Raw genomic sequence first — 25,371 nt, 5'->3', positions numbered from 1 at the left:
GCTAAAACCTCCTATATAGATATTAATTCTAGAACGTTCTGCATAGTGGTATTTTGCTTATAATTTTCAAAAACTTTTCTACCGTTATCAATAACACAAACTTTGTCAACCAAATCCCATGCGTTCTGTATCTTGTGTTCAACCAAAATTACAGAAATCATAAGTTTTTTCTTGATTCCATCAAGAGCCCTTATTATATCTTCCACTATTGAAGGCTGTATACCCTCAAATGGTTCATCAAGAAGAATAAGGGATGGACCAGTAGCTAACGCTCTTGCTATAGCAACAATTTGTTGCTCACCACCCGAAAGAGAGCCCGCAGTTTTCTTAAGTAATTTAATCAAAATAGGAAATAAACCGTATATGAAGTCAAGCATGTCTTCAAAACTAACGAATATTCTGCTCCTTCTGTTCATGAAAGTTGATCTGGAAACCAGCAGATTTTCCTGAACCGTCAAGTATGGAAATAGCCTTCTACCCTGTGGCACGTAGCCTAAGCCCATAAGCGCTCTTTCATGAGGTTTATAAAATGTTATGTCTACTGAGTTAAACATTATTTTACCGCTCATTACCTTGTTCAGTCCCATTATAGTTCTCATTAGTGTGGTCTTGCCTACTCCATTTCTACCTGTTATAAGTAAGTATTCAGATGAACTCAGAGATATTTCAATATCCTTTAGGATTAGCGTCTGCCCGTAGCCTGATGAAATAGACTGAATACTCAACATCAGACAACCTCTCCTAAGTAAATTTTTTTAATATTTGTGTCTTTCTTTATGTTTTCAAAGGTGTCTGACTTGATTACCCTACCCATGTGCATAAAAGTAACCTTTGAGTCTAATCTTATACAAAGTTCTCTCACAAAATCCATGTTATGGTCTACTATTATGACTGCGGATTGCTTGGAAATTTCTTCTATTATACCTATTAGCTTGAACATCTCTAAAGTGCTAAGACCTATGGCAGGTTCGTCAAGAAGAACCAATTCACCTCCTGAAGCTAAAATAATTCCTAACTCAAGCCATTGTCTTTCACCATGAGATAGATTTCTCGCTTGCTGATCTTTTTTATCCTTCAAACCTATCCTATGGAGAATTTCATAAATTCTATCTTGTTTTTTGTTAGTTATCCCTTTTTTATTAATTATCAATGCTTTCAAGTCTTTAGCTTCTAAGGAAGAAATTACAAGATTTTCTAAAACTGTCAAATAATCTAATACATTTGGTGTTTGAAACTTTTTCAATATGCCAAGTCGGGCCCTCTGATTTACACTAAGGGATGTTATATCTTTACCTTTGTATATTATCTTCCCAGAGCTTACTGAAACAGACCCTGCTATAGCGTCAAGCAGAGTTGTTTTACCAGCACCGTTAGGTCCAAGTATTATTCTAACCTCATTATTCTCTAAGTGTAAAACCACTCCGTCAAGGGCTAAGAAATCACCATACCTAACTGTAATGTTTTTTACCTCCAAAAGATAGCTCATCTGTATACACCTCGACTGTAAAATCTTGCCACAAAAGTAGCTAAAAGCCCTATACCTACTATTACATAAAGAGTACCCATCACATAGGACCAAAATGTAGGAAAGAGTGTGCTTATCTGATCCTTAACCAGGTTTGTAATCACAACAGAAGCAACCACCGCTAAAAAGTTTTCTCTCCCAGCTATAGCGACCCACAGAACCAATTCTATTGAAGGTATCACACCAACTATGGCTGGGGATATGCCACCGTTAAATAAAGTATAAAATGCACCACCTAAACCTGCTAAGATAGAAGCAAAGGTGAAAATGGCAATCTTTATTTCCACAGTATTGTATCCAAGAAATACGAGTCTTCTCTCATTTTCTCTTATGCTAACAACTATCTTTCCGAGTTTTGACCTTCTTAAAAGGTTAGAAAATATAATGAGGGAGAAACTTATAATTATCACTATAAAAAGTAACGACCGCTGAAAATCTAAGTCCCCTAAATTCCAAAGGAGAAAATTACTAAAACCAGTAATTCCATTGAAACCACCAGTGTATGGTTGGAAACTTATAAGTAAAGTTTCAAAAATTAACACTAATGCCTGAGTTATTAGAGTGAAATAAACTCCAGATATGCTTCTCCTGAAAAGAAGAAAAGATAACGCAAAAGCCACAAAAGCTGGTATAAAAGCTATAGAGAATAACGTGAATAAGAAACTATTAAATGGCAGCCACCAGATAGGTATTGTGTCTAAGCCGCTCCATAACATAAAGTCAGGTATATCACCCTCCGCTGTGCTTTTTAGCTTTAAATGCATGGCAATTGAATAAGCACCAAGACCAAAGAAAAGTCCTTGACCGAGAGATAAAACACCCATATGTCCCCATATCCATGCTATACCTATACAAGCGATGGCTAGAGAAAAGAATCTTCCTAAGAGATTAACATAGTAGTCTGGGATAAAAGGGACTACAACTAAAATTAAGATCATCAGGATCAGTATCATTTTATTACTTCTTACCAACCTCATAGCTTCATTACTCCCTTACTTTAATAGATACAAGTCCAGTAGGCTTAAATTGCATAAAAATGACTACTAATATCAATATAAGTGCTTTAGCAAGGCTTATCTCCATAAAGCTACCAGTTAATGCGGATATTGTCCCTATTATGAGGGAACTAATTAGAGTGCCCAGAAGACTTCCTACTCCACCAAAAATAACAACCATGAAAGAATCTACTATATAACTAAGCCCTATTGTTGGAGTAACAGAAGAGATTAAAGCTAATGCGGATCCTGCAACCCCCGCCATACCAGCACCGATAGCAAATACGAATGCATTGACAGCTTCGCTGTTTACACCCAAAGAGGAAGCTGTCTCTCTATCCTTGCTTGTAGCTCTTAATCTGAGCCCGAGATCAGACTTGAAAAAAAGCAAGTAGAGTGCTAAGATGCTAAGCATCATTACAAATATTATGAAAAGTCTAACAGAGGGGATTTTTAGCTCCCCAAACGTTATAGTTATTGAAAGCCAGGAAGGGGGTACTACACTAACACCAGTGGAGCCAAAAATATCCCTTGCTAACTGTTGAAGAATAATACTCACACCCCAGGTTAGAAGAAGAGTGTCCAAAGGTCTACTCTGAACATGCTTTATAACCAAAGCCCATAAAAAAAAGCCAAATATTGAGAGAAATATAAAAGAGAAAAGGAGGGCAAAAATGGGATAAGCCTCAGAAGGATAAAACTTCTGCACTAAATATGTTGAATACCCTCCAAGCATCAAAAACTCACCGTGAGCCATATTTATTATCCTCATATATCCAAAGGACAAGGCCAAACCTACAGCAGTCATAAATAGTATGGAAGAAATGCTTATCCCATTAAAAAGTTGGTTTATGAAAAAGCCGAAATCCATAGGCTTCACTCCCTCCTATAAAACGCACTTTTTCCCTGGGAAAGCCAGAGGATCGTATGGCTCTGGAGCTATTGGTTTATCAGAAGACCATATAATCTCAAATTGTCCATCACTACGCAGTCTTCCAATATATGCTGTCTGATACAGACTTTGATTGTTAGCAACTTTTATCTTGCCTAATATGCTGTCCATCCAGGGAAGTTCCACCAAAGCCTTTCTAACTTTGTCTGGCTCGAAGCTTCCTGCTCTTTCAACTGCTTGTTTCCATAGGTACACGTTTATATATCCATGTGCCATAGGGTCTGTTATAAGAGCATCTCTACCGTACTTTCTCCTGTAGGCACTTATGAATCTAGCATTTTCCCTATTGTTAAGGCTCATGAAGTAATTCCATGCTGCCAGACTTCCCTCTAAGAGAGGAACCCCTATGGCTTTAGCTTCAACTTCCGCTATGCTAAAAGATATAACAGGTAAAACCTTGGGACCCAAACCAGCAGCTTGCATTTGCTTAAAGAAAGCCACGTTGGAATCGCCATTTATGGTGTTGAAAACTATGTCTGGCTTAGCTGCTCTTATCTTATTTACTACAGAACTAAAATCCGTACCGCCTAACGGTACATACTCCTCACCAGATACCGTTCCACCTTTACTTTGTATATGTCTTTTTAGTATAAGATTAGCAGTTCTTGGAAAAACATAATCGGAACCAACAAGAAAGATTTTTCTATAACCTTGAGCAAAAGCCCATTCCAAAGCTGGAAGAATTTGCTGGTTTGGTTGTGCACCCGTATATATTATGTTAGCAGAACATTCATTACCTTCAAACTGCACTGGATACCATAGGAGGTTCTTCAATCTTTCAAATACGGGTAGCATGGCTTTTCTGCTTGCAGATGTCCAACCACCAAAAACCGTGGCTACCTTGTCACGAAGTATAAGTTTCTCCGCTTTTTGTGCAAAAGTAGCAGGATTTGAAGCACCATCTTCAACTATGGCTCGGATAGTATGTCCCATAACGCCTCCACTGTTGTTTATCTCTTCAATAGCTAATAGCGTGGCGTTTCTGACGTCTATTTCGCTAATCGCCATGGTTCCAGAAAGCGAGTGGAGCACACCTACCCTCACTGTTTTAGATGACGCCAAGACCCCACTTGGAATAACAGTAACGGTACTGAGAACAGCTGCTGCGCTCCCAAGCCCAAAAATAAACTTCCTCCTGCTTAACATGTTCGTGTCCATGCTTTTACCTCCTTTGTTTTGCTTACGCTCTCTCAGTATGCAAAAAACATGCCATTTATATAGAGCGTAGGGATTTCTTTTGCTTTTCAAGATTTTTTCAGTGCCAATATTTAAAATCTGTTAACAAAAATGTAAAAATCTAACTTCTATTACCATAGAAAATGCAGGAACCGCCCGTTTGTTAAATTTAAACAAATAATGGAACCGTTTTGTTAAAAATAAACAAAGATTACACCTCAGACCTAAGAGACGGTTTTTCCCCAAAGATTATTTTCCGAATGTTCTTAAACACACAAGCTCTTTATGGCATTTTTTTTGCATCACAGCATCAAAGCAAACTTAAAAGGAGGTGTTAAAATGCCAGGAAAGGGTAGACTTTTTTACGGCGATAGGTTTGAGAAGGTCAACGAACCTATATTCACAGGCATACCTACCTTTCTAAAGCTCCCATTTGTATCTTCTTTGGAGGAGTTAGAAAATCTCAAGCCAGACATAGCCATTATAGGAGAGCCAATGGATATGGCAACTACTATAAGACCAGGAGCAAGGTATGGTCCGAGAGCTGTAAGGGCTGCGTCAACTGTACCATCACCCCCATATTCTCACTTTAACATAGAAGTAGGTATAGATCCTTTTGATGAATTTTTTGTGGTTGATTCGGGAGATGCACCGGTTATTCCTGGAGATACAGTCTCAACTCTGAAAAGCTTTGAGAAGAAGGTTCACGATATTTCTAAGCTCGGAATATGCCCATTTATAATAGGCGGAGATCACTCGGTAACCTATGCTAATGTGAAAGGATGGGCAGAAGCGCGTGGATATAAAAAGATAGGTATGATTCATTTTGACTGTCACGCGGATACTGCTAATGAGGGTCTTTGTGGCTTTGAATACGACCATGGTGCACACATAAGAAGGATTTGGGATTTAGGAATTTTGAACGGAGAAAATTACACCCTTATAGGTCCAAGAGGTTTCTGGCCAGACAAAAAAACCTATGAATGGATGAGAGATGTAGGGATGTGTTGGTTTACCTCCTTTGACGTCTGGGAGATGGGCATACATAAGATAGCGATGGTCGCCTTAGAGAGAGCACTTGATGGCACTGATGCTGTATGGCTTACCTTTGACGTTGATGCAATGGATCCTAGTGTATGTCCCGGTACGGGAGAGCCAGAGCCTGGGGGTCTAACTGCCAGAGAAGCAATAGCTGGTATAAGACTAATTGCAAAAAATCTTGATGTAAGGAACTTCGGATTTGACATTCTTGAGGTTGCACCCATGTATGACGTAAGCGATACAAGTTCTTACAACGGAGGTATCACCTCCCTCTTCGCATCAAGGATGATAATTGAAGTAATGTGTGGTTTGGCAATAAGGCATGCTGGCTGGAAAGAAGGAAAGCCTATTAGACCTAATTATGACATGAAAAAAGTCTTAGGGAGGGATTAACTATGAATCTCATACTGTTTACTCTTTTGTTTATATTTATGTTTGGATGCACTAAAACCGAAAAACAGCAACCTATCAAGCTGGGCGTCAGCGACTGGCCCGGCTGGGTTGCCTGGTATATAGGTCAAGAAAAGGGGTTCTTCAAAGAAGTTAATTTAAACGTGGAGTTGGTATGGTTCAATATCTACACCGACTCTATCAATGCACTCGCTACAGGACAGCTTGATGCCAATTCCCAAACTCTGAGTGATACATTACCCCTTATAGACAAAGAAGTCGACTTAAGGATAATCTTAGTTAACGATAACTCTGCGGGTAATGATGCTTTAGTAGTTAGAGAAGGTATAGATAACGTAAGCTCATTAAGGGGTAAAAAAGTTGCCGTTGAATTAGGTGCGGTAGATCACTTCTTTCTCCTGTATGTGCTTGAAAGTAATGGAATGAGTGAGAAAGATGTTAACCTTATAAATATGAATACACAAGACGCAGCTGTTGCTATGATTAAAGGAAGAGTAGATGCAGCTGCTTTATGGGAACCGTGGGTTACTAAGGTTGTTAGTTCTAACAAAGGTAAAGTCTTAATTTCCTCTCGTGAAACCCCTGGGCTCATACCAGACTTATTAGTTGTAAGAGCAGAGAGTCTAAACAAAAGAAGAGAAGAGTATCAAAAACTCGTAACTGTATGGTTCAAAATTGTGGATTTTATAAAAAATAATCCAGAAGAGGCAGCATCAATAATGGCAAATATACTAAACATAGAAAAAGATGAAGTTTTGAATATGATGAAAGGTATTAAGTTTTTTGGCCCAGAGGAGAATTTATTGGCAATGTCTAACGATAAAAAAGCAGAACAAGTATCATTGTATGAAAGCGGGAATCTGATAAATAAGTATCTTCTCAGGTTTGGAATTACATCAAAAAGCGTAGATATAAACCAGATCATAGATGATAGTATAGTCAAAAATGTTATTAAAAATGCGGGTAACAAGTAGTTTTCACAATATGTATAGGCAAGTATTGCTGCTTAGCGTTTACCTAAGTGGATTACTGTTGATGTACTCTATAGTATCCTACAATACGGAAAGCATAGCTTTCCCTTCAACCTTAAAAATTTTAGAGGCACTACTTGATAGTGCTGTTAAAGGGTTTCTTTGGACAGACTTGAAGATAAGCGTAATTAGGATAACCTTAGGATGGGCAGTCGCAATCGTTCTTGGAACGATATTAGGTATTCTTGTAGGTTACTATACACTCCTCAAACCTATAGATTATATAAACGATTTTTTTAGATACCTGCCTGTTCCAGCTTTCGTTCCTCTGACTCTTGTTTGGTTTGGTATAGGTGAAACCTCAAAGATATTTTTGATATTTCTCGGAACTGTGGTTCAAGTAATTTCCATGGTATCTAGCGAAATCAGAAGGTTTCCTGTTGAGTATATGGAAGTGGGATACTCTATAGGCATGAATAGGCATAAGATTTTGCTAAGTATAATATTTCCTGGAATATTACCAGGTTTATGGGATATATATAGGATAACTTTAGGTTGGGCATGGACGTATCTCTTAATAGGAGAAGTAGTTGCAGCAAACGAAGGTTTAGGTTTCAGATTAGTTAAAAGCCAAAGATTTTTACAGATAGATACAATATATGCTTACATACTAATAATTGGGACTATCGGGATACTAAGTGATGGAGTTTTTAGAATTCTAAAGTTCTATATGTTCCCATACTTACAAAGGAGGTAGTGTATGGAAATTTCATTAGAAGTGAAAAACCTTTACAAATATTATAAGGATAACTGTATTTTAGAAAACATAAATATAGAGATTAATAAAAAAGAATTCGTTGGTATAATAGGGAAAAGCGGAAGTGGTAAATCAACTCTTTTAAAAATAATAGCAGGCATCGAAAAGCCTACACAAGGTGAAGTTATATTACAGGGTAGGAAGATTGATAGCCCAACTTATGATATAAGTTATCTCTTCCAAGACTATAGGCTTTTCCCATGGCTCAATGTAATTGATAATGTAACTTTTTACATAAGAAACATTGATATAAGTGCTTCTAAATTTTATTCACTTTATGAAAGAACTCTATACTACATGGAAACTCTTGGTATAGCAGAAAGATCAAAATCATATCCACATGAGCTCTCTGGCGGACTAAAACAACGTGTCGCTCTATGTAGAGCCCTTAGTACATCTCCAAAGGTACTTCTCCTTGATGAGCCTTCTAGTGCTCTTGATATGTTTACAGCTATAACAAGTTGGACACTCCTCAGACGAATTTTCTTGGAAGTCAGGGATACAATTTTTATAGTTGTGTCTCATAATTTAGACGAAGTAACTTTCCTATGTGATAGGATAATAGTTTTAGGTGGATCCCCTGGTAAAGTAATAGATGATATAAGAGTACCTAGATCATCCTTTCAAGAGGATATTAGCTTAGAATATATGTTTTCAGAAGAATTCATAAATACAAAAAAAATAATAGCTCATAAACTCTTTTCTATTAATGAGGATAAACTAATTAAACTAGACAAAGATGATGAATCCCCACTTTCTTATGTTCAAGAATGACAAACCACATAGGGAACATGTTATAAGGACACTTTTATTTTTATGCAACTTATTCGAGTATTGTTAACATTTTTGTTAAATCAGGATATTAATGGATATCAAAGAGAAAAGGACTCAAACTTTATCCAGAGCCTGAACCATGCGAGTAATATAGTTTATTAAAGAATTGGCACTTTGTTTGCATAAGTAGTAGCATGAAAAAATTTCAAAGGAGGTAAGCTATGAGGAGTAATAACATTAAACTTTTTATTGCTGGAGTGAGCTTTTTATCTATAACCTCTACTTCATTTGCTCAGGAACAATCCTATCCGTTAATATCAAATTTAAAGAACTTACGAATTAACGGTGCAGTTTCCGGCTTTTTTATGCATACATTTGATAGAAAATCCAATTCAGATATTACAACCGTCAGTAGCCTTTCCTCAGCACATATACAAATATCCTATGCTCCGTCTATAAACAATCCTGTAGGTTTTACCTTGGATTTTGGAAAGAGAGCTGTACCAACAGTCGGCATTGAGTTTGAACCATTTATTAGCGATAGCGATTTTGATATCCAGTCTGCATATATAGAATTAAACAGTGGAAACTTCAATCTAATAGCAGGTAAGATACCAGCTATATATGGATGGGAGCCTCCATATACTTACAAAAACTTGAATGTCCAGAGAGGTCTGGTTTGGTGGGCAGAATACAATTCATTTTTTAACGGTTTCAGACTTACATATTCAGCTCATGACAGGTTAAAACTATCGGTTGGTGCCAATGACTGGAGCACGAAAGATGGGAAATATGCTCTTGAGCTTGGACTTCAATCAAAACCCTTAGACGACCTTTTAGTGAACTTTACAGTTATATATAACAATAAGTATGACGATTACCCAATAAGACTATATTCATTAGCAGTAAACTACACTATAGGTAACACGAGCATTACTTTAAATCCGGATTTAATAACTGTGCCTGACTCACCGACAGGTACGAATGGTAATGGAACGGGTACTGGCTTTGGAACAGCTTTGTTTATAGAACACAAGTTCACACAAAATATATCCTCCGGCTTAAGAATTGAGTATGTGAAGGCTGATAAGAAGTTTGATTACTACGGTATTGGCGCAAACAATAGTGCAATTACCTCTACTCTTACAGCTAAATATAACTATTCAAATCTCTTCGTTAGAGGAGAGCTTTCTTATGTTAAGACAAAGGACAAAGTATATGAGAACGGTAGAAAAGACAATCAAGCCAGAGTTGTTTTGGAGGCAGGTTTTATCTTTTGAGAATATATAGGAGGTATTTAATATGAAACCCGTAAGGATAGGCGTAGGAGGACCAGTAGGCTCTGGTAAAACAACCCTAGTGGAGAAGCTTTGTAAAAAGATGAAGTCTAAGTATTCAATAGCTGTTGTGACAAATGATGTCTATATAACAGAGGATGCAGAATATCTTATTAATACTGGTGTTTTAGAACCAGAACGTATACTGGGTGTAAGAACAGGAGGATGCCCCCACACCGCTATAAGAGAAGATCCGTCTGTAAATATTGATGCTATAGAAAAGCTTTTGAATAGATTTAAAAACCTTGATATAATTTTTGTTGAATCAGGAGGAGATAATCTAGCTGCATCCTTTAGTCCAGACCTTGTTGATAGTGTCATTTACGTTATAGATGTGGCTGAAGGAGAAAAGATACCTAAAAAAGGAGGTCCTGGTATAATCCAAAGCGATCTTTTGGTTATTAACAAAATAGACTTAGCTCCTTACGTAGGTGTTAATCTAGAAACCATGAAAAAGTATGCAGAAGAGAAAAGAGGATCTAGACCGTTCTTCTTTGTAAGCCTAAAGGATGACTCAAGCGTTGACCCCATAGTCTTGTGGATTGAAAAAGAGGTGCTATTCCTCGAATGAAGTATAGGCATATATTAGAGTTGGCGTTTAGAAAATCAGAGGGTCTAACAAGGTTGCATAGGAATTTCAATACAGGAGCTCTCAGAGTAGTTAAGCCTTTCTATATACAGGATACGCTTATACTCCAGGTCATTTCCCTAGGAGCAGGCATATCTTCTGATGACATATTTCAGATTAAAATTGAGGCTGATGAAGGATGTAAGGTAATATTAATAAACCAAAGTGCTACAAAAATCCTAAAGAGTACTAATGGAAATTACGGAGAAAATAAGATTAGTGTCAACCTTGGAACAAATTCTGTTTTAGAGTTCTACTCAGGTCTAATTATACCCTTCCCTAACAGCATGTTTAGACAAACTGTGGATGTAAACATAGCATCTGAAGCAAGGTTTGGATATCTTGAATTTTTAAGTGTGGGAAGGATAGAAAGAGGTGAAGAATTTTTATTCGGCAAGTTTTCCAATACTTTACATATAAAAAAACAAAATAAGCATGTTTTTTGGGAAAACTATTCAATGGATAAAAGCAAAAGAGGAAACTTAGCTACAATAGGAAGTTATAGATATATAGCTTCTGGTATATGGACTTACCATTTATCAACTGAAGATAAAGGCCTGGAAGAATTTAACAAGGGCATGATCATATGGGGCAAAAATCAGTCTGGTTTAACATTTATTAGAGGATTTGCACAAGAAGGATATCCATTAATTAGGAGAGTTTGTAATATGGTAAATGAATTCAAAAAAATAAGAAACGATCCGTTGATTCCATGGGAAAATTTAAGTAGTGCATTTCTATAGGACGTTTCGCATCTTTATTTTGTCAAAGATTTTATATTTTTCAATTCTGTATTCCAGTTGTCTCCTTGTCAAGCCTAGAATTGAAGCTGCTTTAGTCACATTGAATTTAGAGCTTATCAAAGCATGTATTATTGATTCTATCTCAAAATTTTGCAATTCTTTATATGTGCTTATATAAGAACCCTGTTCTTTAGTTTTCTCAGGACTATGAAAATCCATCTCTATATTGGTTACTTTGGTAACTAACCATGTAGGTAAGTGATTGACACACAGCATATCTGTATCGCACATGACAACTGCATATTCTAGTACATTCTCTAACTCTCTTATATTTCCAGGCCAATTATACCTTTCAAATACCTTTAAGACTTCTGGTGCAATTTTAATCCTTTTATTGTATTTTCTTTCTAGTTTACTAAGAATAGTATCTATTATAAACTTCTTTTCACTCACAGAACGATCTCTAAACGGAGGTAATCTAAGCTTAAAAACAGTGATTCTATAGTAAAGATCCTCCCTGAATTCACCTTTTCTTACTAGATCTTCAAGATTTTTATTCGTTGCAAAAATAAATCTTACATCCAAAGGTATTTCCTCTATGCCTCCAACTTTCATAAAGGTTTTCTCCTGAATCAACCTTAGTAACTTTAACTGAAAGTCGTGTGGGATATCTCCAATTTCATCAAAGAATACAGTTCCACCTTGAGCCAATTCCAATTTACCCTTTTTCCTTGATTGTGCTCCTGTAAAGGCACCCCTCTCATAACCAAAAAGTTCTACCTCAAAAAGCTCTTTAGGTATAGTGCTACAATCTATTACAACGAAGGGTTTATCTTTCCTATGACTAATATTGTGAATATGATAAGCTAAGGAAGATTTTCCAGTTCCTGTTTCACCTTCAAGTAGAACATTAACATCTGTCTTAGCAACTTTGTTTATTAATAGATCATTATTGGCAATAAACTTATCTCCATATAGTGTATTTACTAACTCTATCAAATTATTTTTCTCTTCTTCATATTTGTCTATTTCAGTTTGAAAATTTTGACGCAGATCTACAAAACCCTCTAAGAACTTGAACATGATTTCTAAAATCATAATATCCATATAAATAGGGATCTCCGTAAAGATAGAATAGGACTCAAAAATAACTATGTATTCACCATCCAATTCCAAATACTTGAGAAAAACTTTTCCCTGAGGTGATGCTTTTATTAACTGTTTTAATTTCAAGTAGCTGAGCAATTCATCTTCGTAAAATAGCATCTGAACACCCTTAAAACTTTTTATACCTTTAAATCTTCTAATATCTATTGAAATGTTTAAATAAGCAAGTTCATTTTCAACTATTGAAAGTATAGAATAAAACGAGTTATCTTGCTTTCTTCTAAACACGTGAATTCTATCGAAACCCATGTATTCATATACATTAATCAGAAAAATCTTTAGAAAAGATTCTAAAGAATTATCTTTTCGTTTTGCAGTTTTGCTTATATTTTCAACAAGGGACATGGCACGGTATAGAAAGTTATGACAACTATAACTCATAGCCATATAAACCTCCTAAAAACTAACAAAAACATAATATTCTTATTCTTCATTGTTTATCATACCTCAAATAACCTCGTCTCTAAAAATTGCTGCTTATGAATGTAGGCATCCCAAAGTAAAGTATTTATATATATATCCTCAGGCTTTTCTATGTGCAATGCCTTCTCAACACATTTTTCCAGAGAAGCTTTCATATTAAATAATATATACCAACATTTAAAGGATGATATAGGTATACATCTTAGAACAGAATTTATAATTCCTTTTACAGAACTATGTGCATAGGCTAGCAAAAGTGCTCTAAGAGGTAAATTTAACATATTCCCGACAATTCCGAGTCCGACAGGAAAGTGGATTTCATCCGGCAAACACTGAAGATCTAAAGAGAAAATAGAACGAGCTACCCTTATCAGATTACTTCCGAGAGTCAAGGAAGATTCACAGGCGGGTGGTATATATTTATATGCAGTGTAGAAATCATTTATAGAGCTGATAATGTCAGGCATTGAAGCGTTAATATATGAAATTTTGCAAGTATATAAATCGAACAAGAGTTGTCCCTCTTCCACATATGATAAGATTAGTTCTTTGATGTCCTTTTCCGTGAGCCCATCACTTGCGTATGTTTCTATACCCCAAGAGAATACGAAGCTTCCAATAGGTAGTTGTGAGTCAAAGAGGGTTAGAATGTAAATTATTTGGGTATCATCCATGATGTTCTACCTCTGAAATTTCTATAAAGCTACCTATTTTTTTGATTGGTTCAAAGCCTTTTTCCTTAAGTTTATTCTCAACACTTTCGTCATACAGCAATATTACAGATTCTCTTTCGTAGTCAAAGCCAACTGGCATGTGCATGTTTCCAATAATGTGTCCTACCTTTAGAGCTTCAGACTTATCTCTTACTTTAACTTCTATAATTTCTTCTTCAGCAGGAACTATACGATATGCGGTTCTATCTTCCTCACTAACAAAGATTACACTGTAGGGTTTTAGCTTGTAGTGCCTTTCTAAGGTTATTATTATGTCCATATCGTTTACAGTTAGTTTTTGTCTTGACTTTTGTCTTTGATGATATGGTATCGGTATATCTATTATCCTGTAATTATTCAAATCCACTCCGTCTAAAACGCGTTCAATAACAATACGCATGAACACCCTCCTAAAACAAGAAATATCTCTGGGAAAGTGGTAGTTTTTCTGCGGGCTTACTCGTAATTATTTTACCGTCTAAATAAACTTTGTAAGAGTCTGGATCTATGGTTATTTGTGGTGTTAAGTTGTTAAGAATCATATCCTTTTTCCCTATTGACCTTGTATTTTTAACGGGTAAAGCAATCCTGTCTAAATAATTCAGATTACCCTTCTCAAGAGAAGCCTGAGAAACAAAGAAAAAAGATACAGACTTTTTGGCTTTGCCAAAACTTCCGAACATTTCCCTGTAAAAAAAAGGTTGTGGTGTCGGAATAGAAGCATTAGGATCTCCCATTAGTGATGCTACTATCATGCCACCCTTTATTATAAGCTCGGGTTTCACGCCAAAGAACTTAGGATCCCATAGTACTAGGTCTGCTATTTTACCAACCTCTATAGACCCTACGTATGAAGATATTCCCATGCATATTGCCGGATTTATAGTGTATTTTGATATATAGCGCTTTACTCTGTAGTTATCATTTCTTTCAGAATCTTCTGGCAGATATCCCCTCTCTTCCTTCATTTTATGAGCGGTTTGCCATGTCCTCTGGATTACCTCACCCACTCTGCCCATTGCTTGTGAGTCACTTGACATTATAGATATAGCACCCAAATCATGAAGAACATCCTCTGCTGCCATCGTCTCAGGTCTTATTCTCGATTCAGCAAAAGCTACATCTTCAGGTATGTTGGGTGATAAATGATGACACACCATCAGCATGTCAAAATGTTCATCGTAGGTATTTACAGTATAAGGCATAGTAGGGTTTGTACTTGAGGGTATAACATTTTCATAAGATACAACCTTCATTATATCTGGTGCATGTCCACCTCCAGCACCCTCTGAATGATAGGCATGTATAGTTCTACCTTTAAAAGCTTTTAAAGTATTTTCAACGAAACCGCACTCGTTAAGAGTGTCTGTATGTATAGATACTTGAATATCGTATTCCTCCGCTACATTCAAGGCACAATCTATAACAGCAGGCGACGCGCCCCAATCTTCGTGTATTTTTAATCCCATAGCCCCAGCCTCTATTTGTTCAATTAATGGTTCAGGTAGTGCACAATTCCCCTTGCCTAAGAGACCAAAATTCATGGGAAACTCTTCCAAGGACTCAAGCATCAATCTTATATTCCAAGGTCCTGGTGTGCAAGTAGTTGCTTTGCTTCCCTCCGTAGGTCCAGTACCACCCCCTATCATTGTGGTAATACCACTAGTCAAAGCCTCCCACACTTGCTGTGGACTAATGAAATGTATATGGCAGTCTATACCTCCTGCGGTGAGAATCTTACCTCTTGCGTCTATAACTTCAGTGTTTGCTCCTACCCATAGACCATTCGTGACCCCGCTCTGAGTATTTGGGTTGCCAGCTTTTCCTATAGCAACAATCTTTCCATCCTTTATACCAACGTCTGCTTTAACTATTCCCCAGTAATCAATTATTACTGCTCCTATTATTAACAAATCTGGCGCGCCGTCTTTAGCCCCATATGGACCCTGTCCCATACCGTCCCTTATCACCTTACCCCCGCCGAATGATAGTTCTTCTCCGTATATGTTGAAATCTTGCTCAACCTCTATTATAAGGTTTGTATCAGCCAATCTTATCCTATCACCTCTGGTTGGTCCGTACATCCTTGCATAGGATAGCTTATCTATCTTCATAGGCTCTACCTCCTATCTCTCTTAATAAACCCTAAACTTACGGCTCTACTAATTGCAGTATTCTTTTCCCTTTCTAGATTGCCCATTACCAATTGGTTAAAGCCGTATACATTTCTAAAACCACCTATCTCTACTAATTCAACTTCTTTGGTTTCACCTGGTTCGAATCGTATAGCCGTTCCAGCTGGAATATTTAGCCTGTATCCATATGCCTTTTCTCTGTCAAATTCTAAAAATTGGTTTACTTCAAAAAAGTGCATATGAGAACCAACCTGTATAGGCCTGTCACCAGTATTTTTTACCAATACTTTCTGAGTTTTTCTGCCATTGTTTATATCAATGTATCCTTGCTCCACTATGAGTTCTCCTGGTCTCATAATATCCTCCTTCCTCTTTTTATGCAATAAAAATGCCAATAGATAGAAGTATGAGTATTTACTAAATAAAGTTCAACAATATAAAATGGCTATAGTATATCAAGCTAATAACAGGAGTATTAATTTTTAACATATTAGTTAAATTTCATCAATGTTCTATTAGTTATTTAACCTATTAGTTATTTAACAAAGAAGTAAGTAAAATTATACTTCGGGTGCAAAATTCAAATGGCGTAGCATCCTTTTATGAAAAAGCATTAGGAAAGGAGCAGATATAACATCTACCCTAACTCTCTAAAGGGAGGAAAAATGCAATAGGAATTATACCACAACATATTCTCTCAAATGCAAGCCTTCTATAACACATATTACACTAAGCCAAAAAGAGGAAAAAAAGCCAAAAATTCCCTTGCCTCAAATAGCCACCCCCTTCCTCCTGTCCTACATTACCAACACCCCAGTCTTAACTTTGGCAAAACTACTTATCAGCCCTTTTATTAAATCCTACCAAATATTTAGAGGGACTGTTTCATCCATTGTGTAAAAATAAAGTAAGGAAGTCTTAACATTAAACAGCCAAGTAAAGAGAAAGTAAAACAATACCGCAAGGATTTCAAGGAGCTACTCAAAGACCTAATGGCTCAAACCATTGGCAAAATGCTACAGGCAGAATTGGACGAATTCCTTGGCTACGAAAAACACAAACGCTCCCATAACACTAACTCCACAATAGCTCATACGAAAAAACCATCAATACCCCCTCAGGTCAAATCAAAGTCTCTATACCAAGAGATAGACTATCTGAGTTTGAGCCCACTCTCGTCCCAAAAGGCGAAAAAGTCCTGCTTAAAGAACTCCAAGAAAAACTCTTCCTCCTATACTCTAAAGGCTTATCTACAAGAGACATACAAGACATCCTTGAAGACATCTACGGCACAAGACTATCTGCAAGCACCATATCAAGGTTAACTGACAGAATAATGCCAGAAGTCAAAGACTGGCTATCAAGACCACTAAAAGAAAAGTATGTAGCCATATTCATAGACTGCATGTTCCCTACAGTCAAAGAAGCAGACAAGGTAGTAAAGAAAGCCCTGTATGTGGTAGCTGGCATAGACACAGATGGCTACAAAGAGATACTTGGCTTTTGGCTTGCAAGACAGGAAAGTGCCAGCTTTTGGGTAAATGTTTTCAATGACCTCAAGGCAAGAGGAGTAGAGGACATACTTGTAGTGGTAAGCGACGAGCTAAAGGGTATACAAGAAGCTGTAAGGAGCGTATATCCCATGAGTGACCATCAGAAGTGTCTTGTTCACAAGGTAAGGAACAGCCCAAAGAAGGTCAAATATAAAGACAGGAAGAGAGTAGCCAGTGCATTGAGGGCAATATACATGTCCTCCACGCAACCGCAAGCGAAGGAGAACTTTGAGAGGTTTAAGAGGGAATACCAAGCAGAGTATCCACAGGTAGTGAAGGACTGGGAAAGAGACCTTGAGGAAATATTGACCTTTTACAAGTATCCTTATGAGATAAGGAGGATGTTAGCGACGACGAACTTTGTGGAGAGTATAAACAGCAAGATAAGGAAGGTGATATATGGCAAGAGGATATTTCCGACGGATGAGGCGTTGTTGAAGGTGTGTTATGGAGTAGCTATGGACTTAGAGGAGAAGTGGAAGAAGCCTTTGAGGGACTGGGAGAGGATATATGCCCAGCTGATAATTCTTTTTGAGGGTAGGCTATGAGGTGTGGTATAATTTACACAAATTTTGAGGGGGGTCTCTATATAGCATGTTTTATGAAATATATCTAACTATAGGTTTGGCGGTTCTGTTCTTTTTAGTAGGGCTTGGGGTAGGTGACCAGATATTTAGGAAGCTTTCTCTGATGTATTCTGTTGCCTTTTTGCTTATCTCTGTTAGTAGGTTCATACAAGGGCAAGCGGTCTTTGCGGGCAAGATTTTGAGCTTTTTTGGATATACCATGTGGGTTTTCATATTCTATATGAACTACCGCCTTGTAGTTTTGGAAAGAAGGCAAGAAGGACGAGAATACATTGATGCACTCACGGGCGTCAAGAATAGGCTGTATTTTGAAAAGGTTCTAAGGGAAAAGCTAAAAAAATACGAGATGTTAGGGATGCCTTATGTGGTATTTTTCTTTGATATGGATAACCTAAAATAGATAAACGACACCTTAGGACATTCCGCAGGCGATAAAGCCATAGTGGAATTTGCAAAGGCTTTGAGGGAGAATTTTAGGGAGGAGGACATGATAGTCAGATATGGAGGTGATGAGTTCGTTGTAGTTGCGAATGTAAGAGCTTGTGCGGACGCTTTGGTCATAGTTACTAGAATAGAACATTACATGGAAGCTAAAAATAGAGATTTGCCTTTTGAGCTCTCTTTCTCCATAGGTTTTTCTTGCTTTCCAAATGACGGTAAAAAATTTGATGAGCTTCTTAGATTGGCGGACAAAAGGATGTATGAGATAAAGTATAATAAAAAGAGCTAAAATGCTTCTTATATACGCGGGTAGCTACTCTGAGGACTTTGTTAAACTTCTTGCTAACAAGAGCCTGAACTACAGAAAGATAGGTGAAGTTTTCCTTATAGATGGTTCTGAGGAAGATATAATGGATGTCCTATACGATGCGGAAGAACATTTATTGAAGGAAATCAAGCTAACTTCCGCAAAACCAGAAGAACTAAGGGATCCAAAGCTTCTACTTAATCTGGGTTTCAGAAGCATTAGCTTTAAGGATTTTGTGGAAACTAAAGTTTTTACAGACCTGTCTAAAATACTTGGTGAAGCTCAAACCTTCTTTCATGCCATTGTATCTACAAAAACTAAAAAGGTCTTTGGCTTTGAGGCACTTTGTAGAACAAAGATACCTGTATGGAAACTTTTCCAGATGAGCGATAGGGTAGCCTTTATATCTGACCACTACTGCAGAGAAAGGGCACTCTTGGAGTTTAAGGCTCGCTTTTTTGGAAACTATAAACTATTTCTGAACTTCCATCCTAAATTTCTAAAGGACCCCCTTGAAAATGTGGGCGAGCTTGAGGCTACGCTTCATATAAAGGAAATAGACCCTAATCTTATTGTGGTAGAGATAGACGAATATGAGGGTCTGGACATAAAGGCTCTTAAGATGATTAGGTCTTTTTTGAAGTCCGCAGGTATTGGTGTTGCCCTCGATGATGTGGGTGCAGGGTATGCTGGGCTTTATCAGCTTGTGGAGATAAATCCTGATATTGCAAAGTTAGACATGAACTTGGTCAGAGATGTGCATAAGGATAGACTAAAGCAGTCCATAGTAAAAGCCCTTGTTCAGGCTTGTAAAGAGGCTGATATAAAGGTTTTGGCAGAGGGTGTTGAAAAAAGGGAAGAGCTGGACTTTTTCCTTGAGCTTGGTGTGGACTTCATTCAAGGCTTTATATTTTCCAAGCCGGAGCCTTATCCCAAAATAAGACAGATAGAGGAGTTGGCATATAATAGTATTTCGTCCCTATTAAAGTAGGAGGTGTTTACCATGAAAACCCTTGCTTATGGCTTCCCTAAGCTGGGAGAGAAAAGGGAGTTTAAAAGCCTTCTTGAAAACTTTTGGAAGGGCAAAATATCAGAGCAGGATTTCATAGATGGCATGAACTCTTTGAAAGATTGGATCGCTGGGCTCTACAAGCAGTGTGTAGACCTCTTCCCCTCTGGAGACATCTCCTATTACGACTTTATGTTGGATATGTCCATAACCCTTGGTGCAATTCCCAGAAGGTTTGGAGAATACAAGGGTCTTGAGACCTACTTCCAGATGGCACGGGGTGCTCAGGCTCTTGAAATGACAAAATACTTCAATACCAACTATCACTACCTTGTCCCAGAACTTGAGGGCAAAGACTTTAGGCTTTTCAAAAACATACCCCTTGAAGAATACTCCTATCTAAAAGGCAAAGGACACGAGGCTCTTCCAAAGGTAATAGCACCCTACACTTTCCTTAAGCTCTCAAAGGTCTTGAAAAGGTCTTCTGTGTCAGATTTGCCTCTTTATGAGCTTTCAAAGTTGGAAGGTCAAAAGGACTTTGAAGAATATCTCAATGCGGTGTTTCCAGCTTACGAAGAGTTGCTCAAGGCACTAAGTTCTGCGGGTGCACAGGTGGTGATAATGGAAGACCCTGCTCTGTGTCTTGATATACAAGATTGGGAGTGGGACTTGGTGCATGAGACCTATGCCTGCTTGAGCAAGCATGCAAGCGTTTATGTGATAACCTACTATGACAGCGTTTCTAACTACAAGAGGTTTGTGGAGCTTCCTGTCAAGGCTCTTGGTTTTGACCTGGTCTCTAACAGAGAAAACCTTGAAAACCTAAGAAAGGAAGGCTTTCCAGAGGACAAGGCTCTTATAGCGGGCATAATAAACGGCAGGAATGTGTGGAGGGCAAACCTCAGAGAAAAGCTAAACCTTGTGGAAGAGCTTGCCAAACTTAGCAAAGAACTAATTATTTCCAACTCTTGTCCCCTTTTCCATCTGCCTGTGAGCGTAGAGCCAGAGGATAGCCTGCAGGAGGGTCTAAAGGAAAGGCTCTCCTTTGCAAAGGAAAAGCTAAGAGAGCTCCACACCATAAAGAAGGCTCTGCAAGGAGACCAAGATGCGATAAGAGAAGTGGAACACTCAGAAAAACTCTCTACGCAGGCTTTTGGTGTAAGAGAGGAAGTAAGAAGAAGGGTCGCATCCCTTACCGCCTCGGACTTTGAAAGGGATGTGCCCTATGCGGAAAGGATAAGGCTACAGCAAGACCTTTTGAAACTTCCTCTTCTTCCCACCACTACCATTGGCTCTTTCCCACAGACAGAGGAAGTAAGGAAAACAAGGACCGCATACACCTCTGGGAAAATAACAGAAGAGGAATACAAGGACTTTATAAGGAAACAGATAGAACACGCAATAAGGGTTCAAGAGGAGATAGGGCTTGATGTTTTGGTGCATGGTGAGTTTGAAAGGACGGATATGGTGGAGTTCTTCGCTCAGAAGTTAGAGGGTATTGCGGTCACAAAGCACGGATGGGTGCTCTCTTACGGCTCAAGGGTTTATAGACCACCCATAATATATGGCGATGTTTACAGACCGGAGCCTATGACGGTAGAGGAGATTAGCTACGCACAGTCTCTCACGGAAAAGCCTGTAAAGGGCATGCTCACAGGTCCTGTAACCATACTAAACTGGAGCTTCTACAGAGAAGACATAAGCAAGAGAGAAATAGCCTATCAGATAGCTCTGGCACTGCTTGAGGAGGTAAAAGACCTTGAAAGGGCTGGCATAAAGATAATTCAGATAGACGAGCCTGCCTTTAGGGAAGGTGCACCTCTCAAGAGAAAGGACTGGCAGGAATACTTTGACTGGGCGGTAAAAGCCTTTAGGCTGTGTTCCAAGGCTCAACCACAAACTCAGATACACACCCACATGTGCTACAGCGAATTTAACGAGGTTTTGGATTATATCTATCAGATGGACTTTGATGTAATCTCCATAGAGGCTTCACGGAGTAAGGGCGAGATAATCTCCGCCTTTGAAAACTTCAAAGGTTGGGACAGGCACATAGGCATAGGCGTTTATGACATACACTCTCCTGCCATTCCTACAAAGGAGCAGATGAGAACTGTCTTGGAAAGGTCTATGAAGGTTCTGCCAGTGGAGATACTGTGGGTAAACCCCGACTGTGGTCTAAAGACCAGAAGATGGGAAGAGGTAGTTCCCTCTTTGAAGAACATGGTAGAGACCGCACAGGAGCTCAGAAAAGAGCTGGTTCAGGCATGAGTAGGGATGAGATTCTTATAAACACTATAAGGTTTCTAAGTGTAGACCAAGTAGAAAGGGCAAAGTCGGGACATCCTGGCATGCCCCTTGGTGCAAGCCACATAGCTTATCTTATCTTTGACCGTTTTCTACGCTTTAATCCCAAAAACCCAAACTGGATAAACAGAGACAGGTTTGTTCTATCTGCAGGTCATGCCAGTGCCATGCTTTATTCTCTCTTGTTTGTGATGGGATATGACCTTACGCTGGAAGACCTAAAGGCTTTTAGACAGTTGGGCAGTAGAACTCCAGGACATCCCGAGAACTTTCTCACTCCCGGCGTGGAGGCTACCACTGGACCACTTGGTCAAGGTATAGGCAATGCGGTAGGTATGGCACTTGCAGAAAAGTATCTTGCCTCCTACTTTAACAGAGAGGGCTTTCCTATAATAGACCACTATACCTTTGCACTGGTAAGCGACGGAGACCTTATGGAGGGTATATCCTGCGAAGTGGGAGAGCTTGCAGGACACTGGAAACTCCACAAGCTCATAGTAATCTGGGACAACAATAAGGTTTCCATAGATGGACCCACATCCCTTGCTTGGTCTGAGGATGTGTGCAAGAGGTTTGAGGGTTTTGGCTGGTATGTCCAGCACATAGAGGATGGCTACAACCTTGAGGAGCTTGAGAGGGCTATAAGGAATGCCCTTTCTCAAAAGGAGAAACCTTCCTTTATCTCAGTCAGAACGCATCTTGGTTATGGCTCTCCAAAGCAGGACGATGCCAGCGTGCACGGTGCACCCTTGGGAAGGGAAAAGGCACTTGAGACGAAGAGAAACCTCAAGTGGGTGGAAGAGGACTTTTATGTGCCAGAGGAAGCCTTAAGCTATAGAGAGGAGAAAATAAAAAGGGGCAAAGAGCTTGAGGAAGAGTGGAACAGGCTCTTTAATGCATACGCTAAGAGCTATCCAGAGCTGGCACAAGAACTCCTTAGGGTTTTCAAAAGGGACTGGGGAGAGGAATACAGAAAGCATATCCCAGTTTTCACAGAGGCTATGGCAACCCGTCAAGCAAGCGGTAAGGTTTTAAATGCCATAGCGGTGCATATACCCACCCTCTTTGGTGGCTCTGCGGACCTATCTGAGTCTAACAACACCTACTTGCATGGCATGGGAGCCTTTTCTGCGGAGAACCCTACTGGAAGAAACCTGCACTTTGGCGTAAGAGAGCATGGAATGGGTGCCATACTTAACGGTATGGCATACCATGGTGGCATCCTGCCTTATGGTGGGACTTTTCTTGTCTTTTCTGACTACATGAGACCCTCCATTAGGCTCGCCAGTATGTCCGGTTTGCAGGTAATTTATGTCTTTACCCATGATTCCATAGGGCTTGGAGAGGATGGTCCAACCCATCAACCCGTGGAACAGCTCTCTTCTCTGAGGCTCATTCCTAATCTTTGGGTTATAAGACCTGCGGATGCCAATGAGACTGCAGTAGCATGGGACATGGCAATCCAAAGAAAAGAGGGACCAACCGCACTCATACTCACAAGACAAAAGCTACCCCTAATAGACAGGTCTAAGTATCCACCAGCACAAAACATCACAAAAGGTGCTTACACACTCCTTGACTGTGAGGGTATGCCAGAGCTAATCTTAATAGCGAGTGGTTCAGAAGTCCACCCAACGCTAAGGACTGGTGAAATACTCTCTCAGGAAGGTCTAAAGGTAAGAGTGGTTAACATGGCGAGCTTTGAGGTCTTTGAAAGTCAAGAGGAAGAATACAAAAGGTCAATATTACCCCCAGAGGTAAGAAAAAGGGTGGCGGTAGAAGCTGGAAGAAGCCTATGCTGGCACAAGTATGTGGGACCTGAAGGTCTCGTTATAGGGCTTGACACCTTTGGCAAGTCCGCACCGGGCGATGTGCTTATGGAACACTTTGGCTTTAGTCCAGAAAAGATAGTGAAAAGGATAAGGGAACACTTTAGCCTATGATAAGTCGCATTGAAAGAAAGCCTTTGGAAGATATCTTTTTATCACCATGATAGACACGCACTGCCACCTTGACCTTTTGAAGAAGGAAGACTTGGAGGAAACCCTCCAGGACAAGGGATTGGAGTATCTTATAACGGTAGGATACGATAAGAAAACCATAAAAAACGCCATAAGGCTCTCTGAGGAAAACCCTCATGTCTTTTGTGCGGTAGGATTTCATCCCCATGAGGCGGACAAGGTAAAGGAGGAAGACCTACTGTGGCTAAAGGAGACCGCACAAAGATATCCAAAGGTGAAAGCTCTCGGAGAGATGGGTCTGGATTTTTATAAGGACTACTCTGATAGAAAAAAACAAGAAGAGGGCTTTAGAAAACAGATAGCCATAGCTAAGGAGCTTGGACTTCCCATTGTGGTGCACTCAAGGGAGGCGGAAGAGGAAACCATAAGGATTTTGAAAGAGGAGAAGGCATACGAAGTGGGTGGCGTAATGCACTGTTTTACGGGTTCTTACGAGTTTATGAAAGCCTGTCTTGACTTAGGCTTTTATATATCCTACTCTGGCATAATTACCTACCCCAACGCTCAAAACCTCAGAGAAGTGGTAAAGAGGACACCTACCTACAGACTGCTTATTGAAACGGATGCACCCTTCTTGGCACCTCAGCCTGTGCGAGGCAAACCCAACAAGCCACCCTACATACGCTACACCGCAGAGGTTATGGCACAACTTATCCCCAACAGCTCCTTTGAAGACATAGAGAGGATGACCTCAGAAAACGCCAAACTTCTCTTTAACCTTTCCACCAACGGTCATAAGGAGACCATAACCTATGTAATAAACAACAAGCTATACATAAACCTTACCAACAAGTGCAATCTCCATTGTGAGTTTTGTCAAAGAGAAAGGGAGAGAAACTTTATGGTAAAGGGCTATTGGGTTTGGGTATCCAGAGACCCCTCTGTGGAAGAGGTGATAAGGGAAATAGGAGACCCTACAAAATACGAAGAGATAGTCTTCTGTGGATACGGCGAGCCTACTCTGAGGTTTTCCGCTCTCAAGGAAATAGCCAAGTGGGTAAAGGAGAAGGGTGGTAAGGTGCGTGTGGATACCAACGGGCTCATGTTTACCTTCCTTCCAAAGGAAAAGTTAAGAGAATTAAAGGGTCTTGTGGATGTGTGGTCGGTGAGCCTTAACGCACAGGACAAGGAAACCTATAACAAAGTCTGCAGACCCGCACAAGGAGATGCCTTTGAAAAGGTTGTGGAGTTTATAAAAGAAGCTGTCAAGGAAGGCTTTGAGGTGGTTGCCACCGCCGTGGACTACGAGGGCGTGGATATGAAAAAAACCGAAGAGCTTGCACGCTCTTTTGGAGCGAGGTTCAGAGGCAGGATATACGAGTCCGTGGGTTAAGCAGG

Annotated in this window: 22 protein-coding genes and 1 pseudogene; 13 read left to right on the top strand and 10 right to left on the bottom strand. The window is 39.2% G+C overall.

Going from position 1 to position 25,371, the window contains the following annotated elements; translation table 11 throughout:
- Positions 1 to 11 precede the first annotated feature (11 nt).
- The 5 genes from IAE16_RS05510 to urtA are packed head-to-tail and all read right to left on the bottom strand — an operon-like array spanning position 12 to position 4,630.
- Positions 12 to 728, bottom strand: a complete 717-nt coding sequence (locus IAE16_RS05510) for an ABC transporter ATP-binding protein (RefSeq protein ID WP_323699745.1) — start codon at positions 726 to 728, stop codon at positions 12 to 14.
- Positions 728 to 1,486: an ATP-binding cassette domain-containing protein gene (locus IAE16_RS05505; RefSeq protein WP_323699743.1), complete on the bottom strand. Its 759-nt coding sequence runs from the start codon at positions 1,484 to 1,486 to the stop codon at positions 728 to 730. Before IAE16_RS05505 ends, IAE16_RS05510 begins: the two co-directional genes overlap by 1 nt.
- Positions 1,483 to 2,502: an urea ABC transporter permease subunit UrtC gene (urtC, locus tag IAE16_RS05500; protein ID WP_323699742.1), complete on the bottom strand. Its 1,020-nt coding sequence runs from the start codon at positions 2,500 to 2,502 to the stop codon at positions 1,483 to 1,485. The genes IAE16_RS05505 and urtC overlap by 4 nt, the downstream gene beginning before the upstream one ends.
- Before the next feature lie 7 nt (positions 2,503 to 2,509).
- Positions 2,510 to 3,391 carry an urea ABC transporter permease subunit UrtB gene (gene urtB / locus IAE16_RS05495; RefSeq protein ID WP_323699741.1) on the bottom strand — a complete coding sequence of 294 codons (882 nt, stop codon included), beginning with the start codon at positions 3,389 to 3,391 and terminating at the stop codon, positions 2,510 to 2,512.
- Between the two features lie 15 nt (positions 3,392 to 3,406).
- On the bottom strand, positions 3,407 to 4,630 hold the full coding sequence (urtA, locus tag IAE16_RS05490) for an urea ABC transporter substrate-binding protein (protein ID WP_323699740.1): 1,224 nt from the start codon (positions 4,628 to 4,630) through the stop codon (positions 3,407 to 3,409).
- Between the two features lie 357 nt (positions 4,631 to 4,987).
- Here urtA and IAE16_RS05485 point away from each other — a divergent pair, with 357 nt between their 5' ends.
- The 7 genes from IAE16_RS05485 (at position 4,988) to IAE16_RS05455 (ending at position 11,370) form a co-directional block, all read left to right on the top strand.
- The gene (locus tag IAE16_RS05485; RefSeq protein ID WP_323699739.1) at positions 4,988 to 6,082 is read left to right on the top strand and encodes an agmatinase family protein; all 1,095 of its coding nucleotides are present in this window, start codon (positions 4,988 to 4,990) and stop codon (positions 6,080 to 6,082) included.
- 2 nt (positions 6,083 to 6,084) lie between these two features.
- Positions 6,085 to 7,074 (top strand): ABC transporter substrate-binding protein, encoded by a 990-nt coding sequence (locus IAE16_RS05480; RefSeq protein ID WP_323699737.1) that lies wholly within the window; start codon positions 6,085 to 6,087, stop codon positions 7,072 to 7,074.
- A 61-nt stretch (positions 7,075 to 7,135) separates the two neighbouring features.
- Entirely contained in the window at positions 7,136 to 7,828 is a 693-nt protein-coding gene (locus tag IAE16_RS05475; RefSeq protein ID WP_323699736.1) for an ABC transporter permease, read from the top strand.
- Positions 7,829 to 7,831: 3 nt separating this feature from the next.
- On the top strand, positions 7,832 to 8,662 hold the full coding sequence (locus tag IAE16_RS05470) for an ABC transporter ATP-binding protein (protein ID WP_323699735.1): 831 nt from the start codon (positions 7,832 to 7,834) through the stop codon (positions 8,660 to 8,662).
- 221 nt (positions 8,663 to 8,883) lie between these two features.
- Positions 8,884 to 9,942 (top strand): outer membrane beta-barrel protein, encoded by a 1,059-nt coding sequence (locus tag IAE16_RS05465; RefSeq protein ID WP_323699734.1) that lies wholly within the window; start codon positions 8,884 to 8,886, stop codon positions 9,940 to 9,942.
- A 22-nt stretch (positions 9,943 to 9,964) separates the two neighbouring features.
- The gene (gene ureG / locus IAE16_RS05460) at positions 9,965 to 10,570 is read left to right on the top strand and encodes an urease accessory protein UreG (RefSeq protein WP_323699733.1); all 606 of its coding nucleotides are present in this window, start codon (positions 9,965 to 9,967) and stop codon (positions 10,568 to 10,570) included.
- Entirely contained in the window at positions 10,567 to 11,370 is an 804-nt protein-coding gene (locus tag IAE16_RS05455) for an urease accessory protein UreD (RefSeq protein ID WP_323699732.1), read from the top strand. Before ureG ends, IAE16_RS05455 begins: the two co-directional genes overlap by 4 nt.
- Here the strand turns inward: IAE16_RS05455 and IAE16_RS05450 are convergent.
- Genes IAE16_RS05450 through IAE16_RS05430 form a run of 5 tightly spaced genes read right to left on the bottom strand, consistent with a single transcriptional unit; the run spans position 11,365 to position 16,164 of the window.
- Complete coding sequence (locus IAE16_RS05450) at positions 11,365 to 12,924, bottom strand: sigma-54 interaction domain-containing protein (protein WP_323699731.1); 1,560 nt, start codon at positions 12,922 to 12,924, stop codon at positions 11,365 to 11,367. The genes IAE16_RS05455 and IAE16_RS05450 overlap by 6 nt on opposite strands.
- Positions 12,925 to 12,977: 53 nt before the next feature.
- Positions 12,978 to 13,634, bottom strand: a complete 657-nt coding sequence (locus IAE16_RS05445) for an urease accessory protein UreF (protein ID WP_323699729.1) — start codon at positions 13,632 to 13,634, stop codon at positions 12,978 to 12,980.
- Positions 13,627 to 14,073, bottom strand: a complete 447-nt coding sequence (locus tag IAE16_RS05440; RefSeq protein ID WP_323699727.1) for an urease accessory protein UreE — start codon at positions 14,071 to 14,073, stop codon at positions 13,627 to 13,629. The genes IAE16_RS05445 and IAE16_RS05440 overlap by 8 nt, the downstream gene beginning before the upstream one ends.
- 10 nt (positions 14,074 to 14,083) lie before the next feature.
- Positions 14,084 to 15,787, bottom strand: coding sequence for an urease subunit alpha (gene ureC, locus IAE16_RS05435; RefSeq protein ID WP_323699726.1), 1,704 nt, complete (start codon positions 15,785 to 15,787; stop codon positions 14,084 to 14,086).
- A 5-nt stretch (positions 15,788 to 15,792) separates the two neighbouring features.
- Positions 15,793 to 16,164 carry an urease subunit beta gene (locus tag IAE16_RS05430; protein WP_323699725.1) on the bottom strand — a complete coding sequence of 124 codons (372 nt, stop codon included), beginning with the start codon at positions 16,162 to 16,164 and terminating at the stop codon, positions 15,793 to 15,795.
- A gap of 749 nt (positions 16,165 to 16,913) precedes the next feature.
- Between IAE16_RS05430 and IAE16_RS05425 the strand changes: the two genes are divergently transcribed.
- The 6 genes and pseudogenes from IAE16_RS05425 (at position 16,914) to IAE16_RS05400 (ending at position 25,366) form a co-directional block, all read left to right on the top strand.
- Entirely contained in the window at positions 16,914 to 17,909 is a 996-nt protein-coding gene (locus IAE16_RS05425; RefSeq protein WP_323701634.1) for an IS256 family transposase, read from the top strand.
- A gap of 46 nt (positions 17,910 to 17,955) precedes the next feature.
- Positions 17,956 to 18,678: pseudogene (locus tag IAE16_RS05420) on the top strand (GGDEF domain-containing protein).
- Between the two features lies 1 nt (position 18,679).
- Positions 18,680 to 19,687, top strand: coding sequence for an EAL domain-containing protein (locus IAE16_RS05415; RefSeq protein ID WP_323699724.1), 1,008 nt, complete (start codon positions 18,680 to 18,682; stop codon positions 19,685 to 19,687).
- A gap of 12 nt (positions 19,688 to 19,699) precedes the next feature.
- A complete protein-coding gene (gene metE / locus IAE16_RS05410) occupies positions 19,700 to 21,976 on the top strand; it encodes a 5-methyltetrahydropteroyltriglutamate--homocysteine S-methyltransferase (RefSeq protein ID WP_323699722.1) in 2,277 nt (758 codons plus the stop codon).
- Entirely contained in the window at positions 21,973 to 23,955 is a 1,983-nt protein-coding gene (tkt, locus tag IAE16_RS05405; protein ID WP_323701633.1) for a transketolase, read from the top strand. The genes metE and tkt overlap by 4 nt, the downstream gene beginning before the upstream one ends.
- Before the next feature lie 46 nt (positions 23,956 to 24,001).
- Positions 24,002 to 25,366: a TatD family hydrolase gene (locus IAE16_RS05400; protein ID WP_323699721.1), complete on the top strand. Its 1,365-nt coding sequence runs from the start codon at positions 24,002 to 24,004 to the stop codon at positions 25,364 to 25,366.
- Positions 25,367 to 25,371: the final 5 nt, after the last annotated feature.

It is taken from the genome of Hydrogenobacter sp. T-2 (assembly GCF_033971325.1).
Taxonomy (GTDB): domain Bacteria; phylum Aquificota; class Aquificia; order Aquificales; family Aquificaceae; genus Pampinifervens; species Pampinifervens diazotrophicum.
This window is presented reverse-complemented; position numbering and strand designations above follow the sequence as displayed.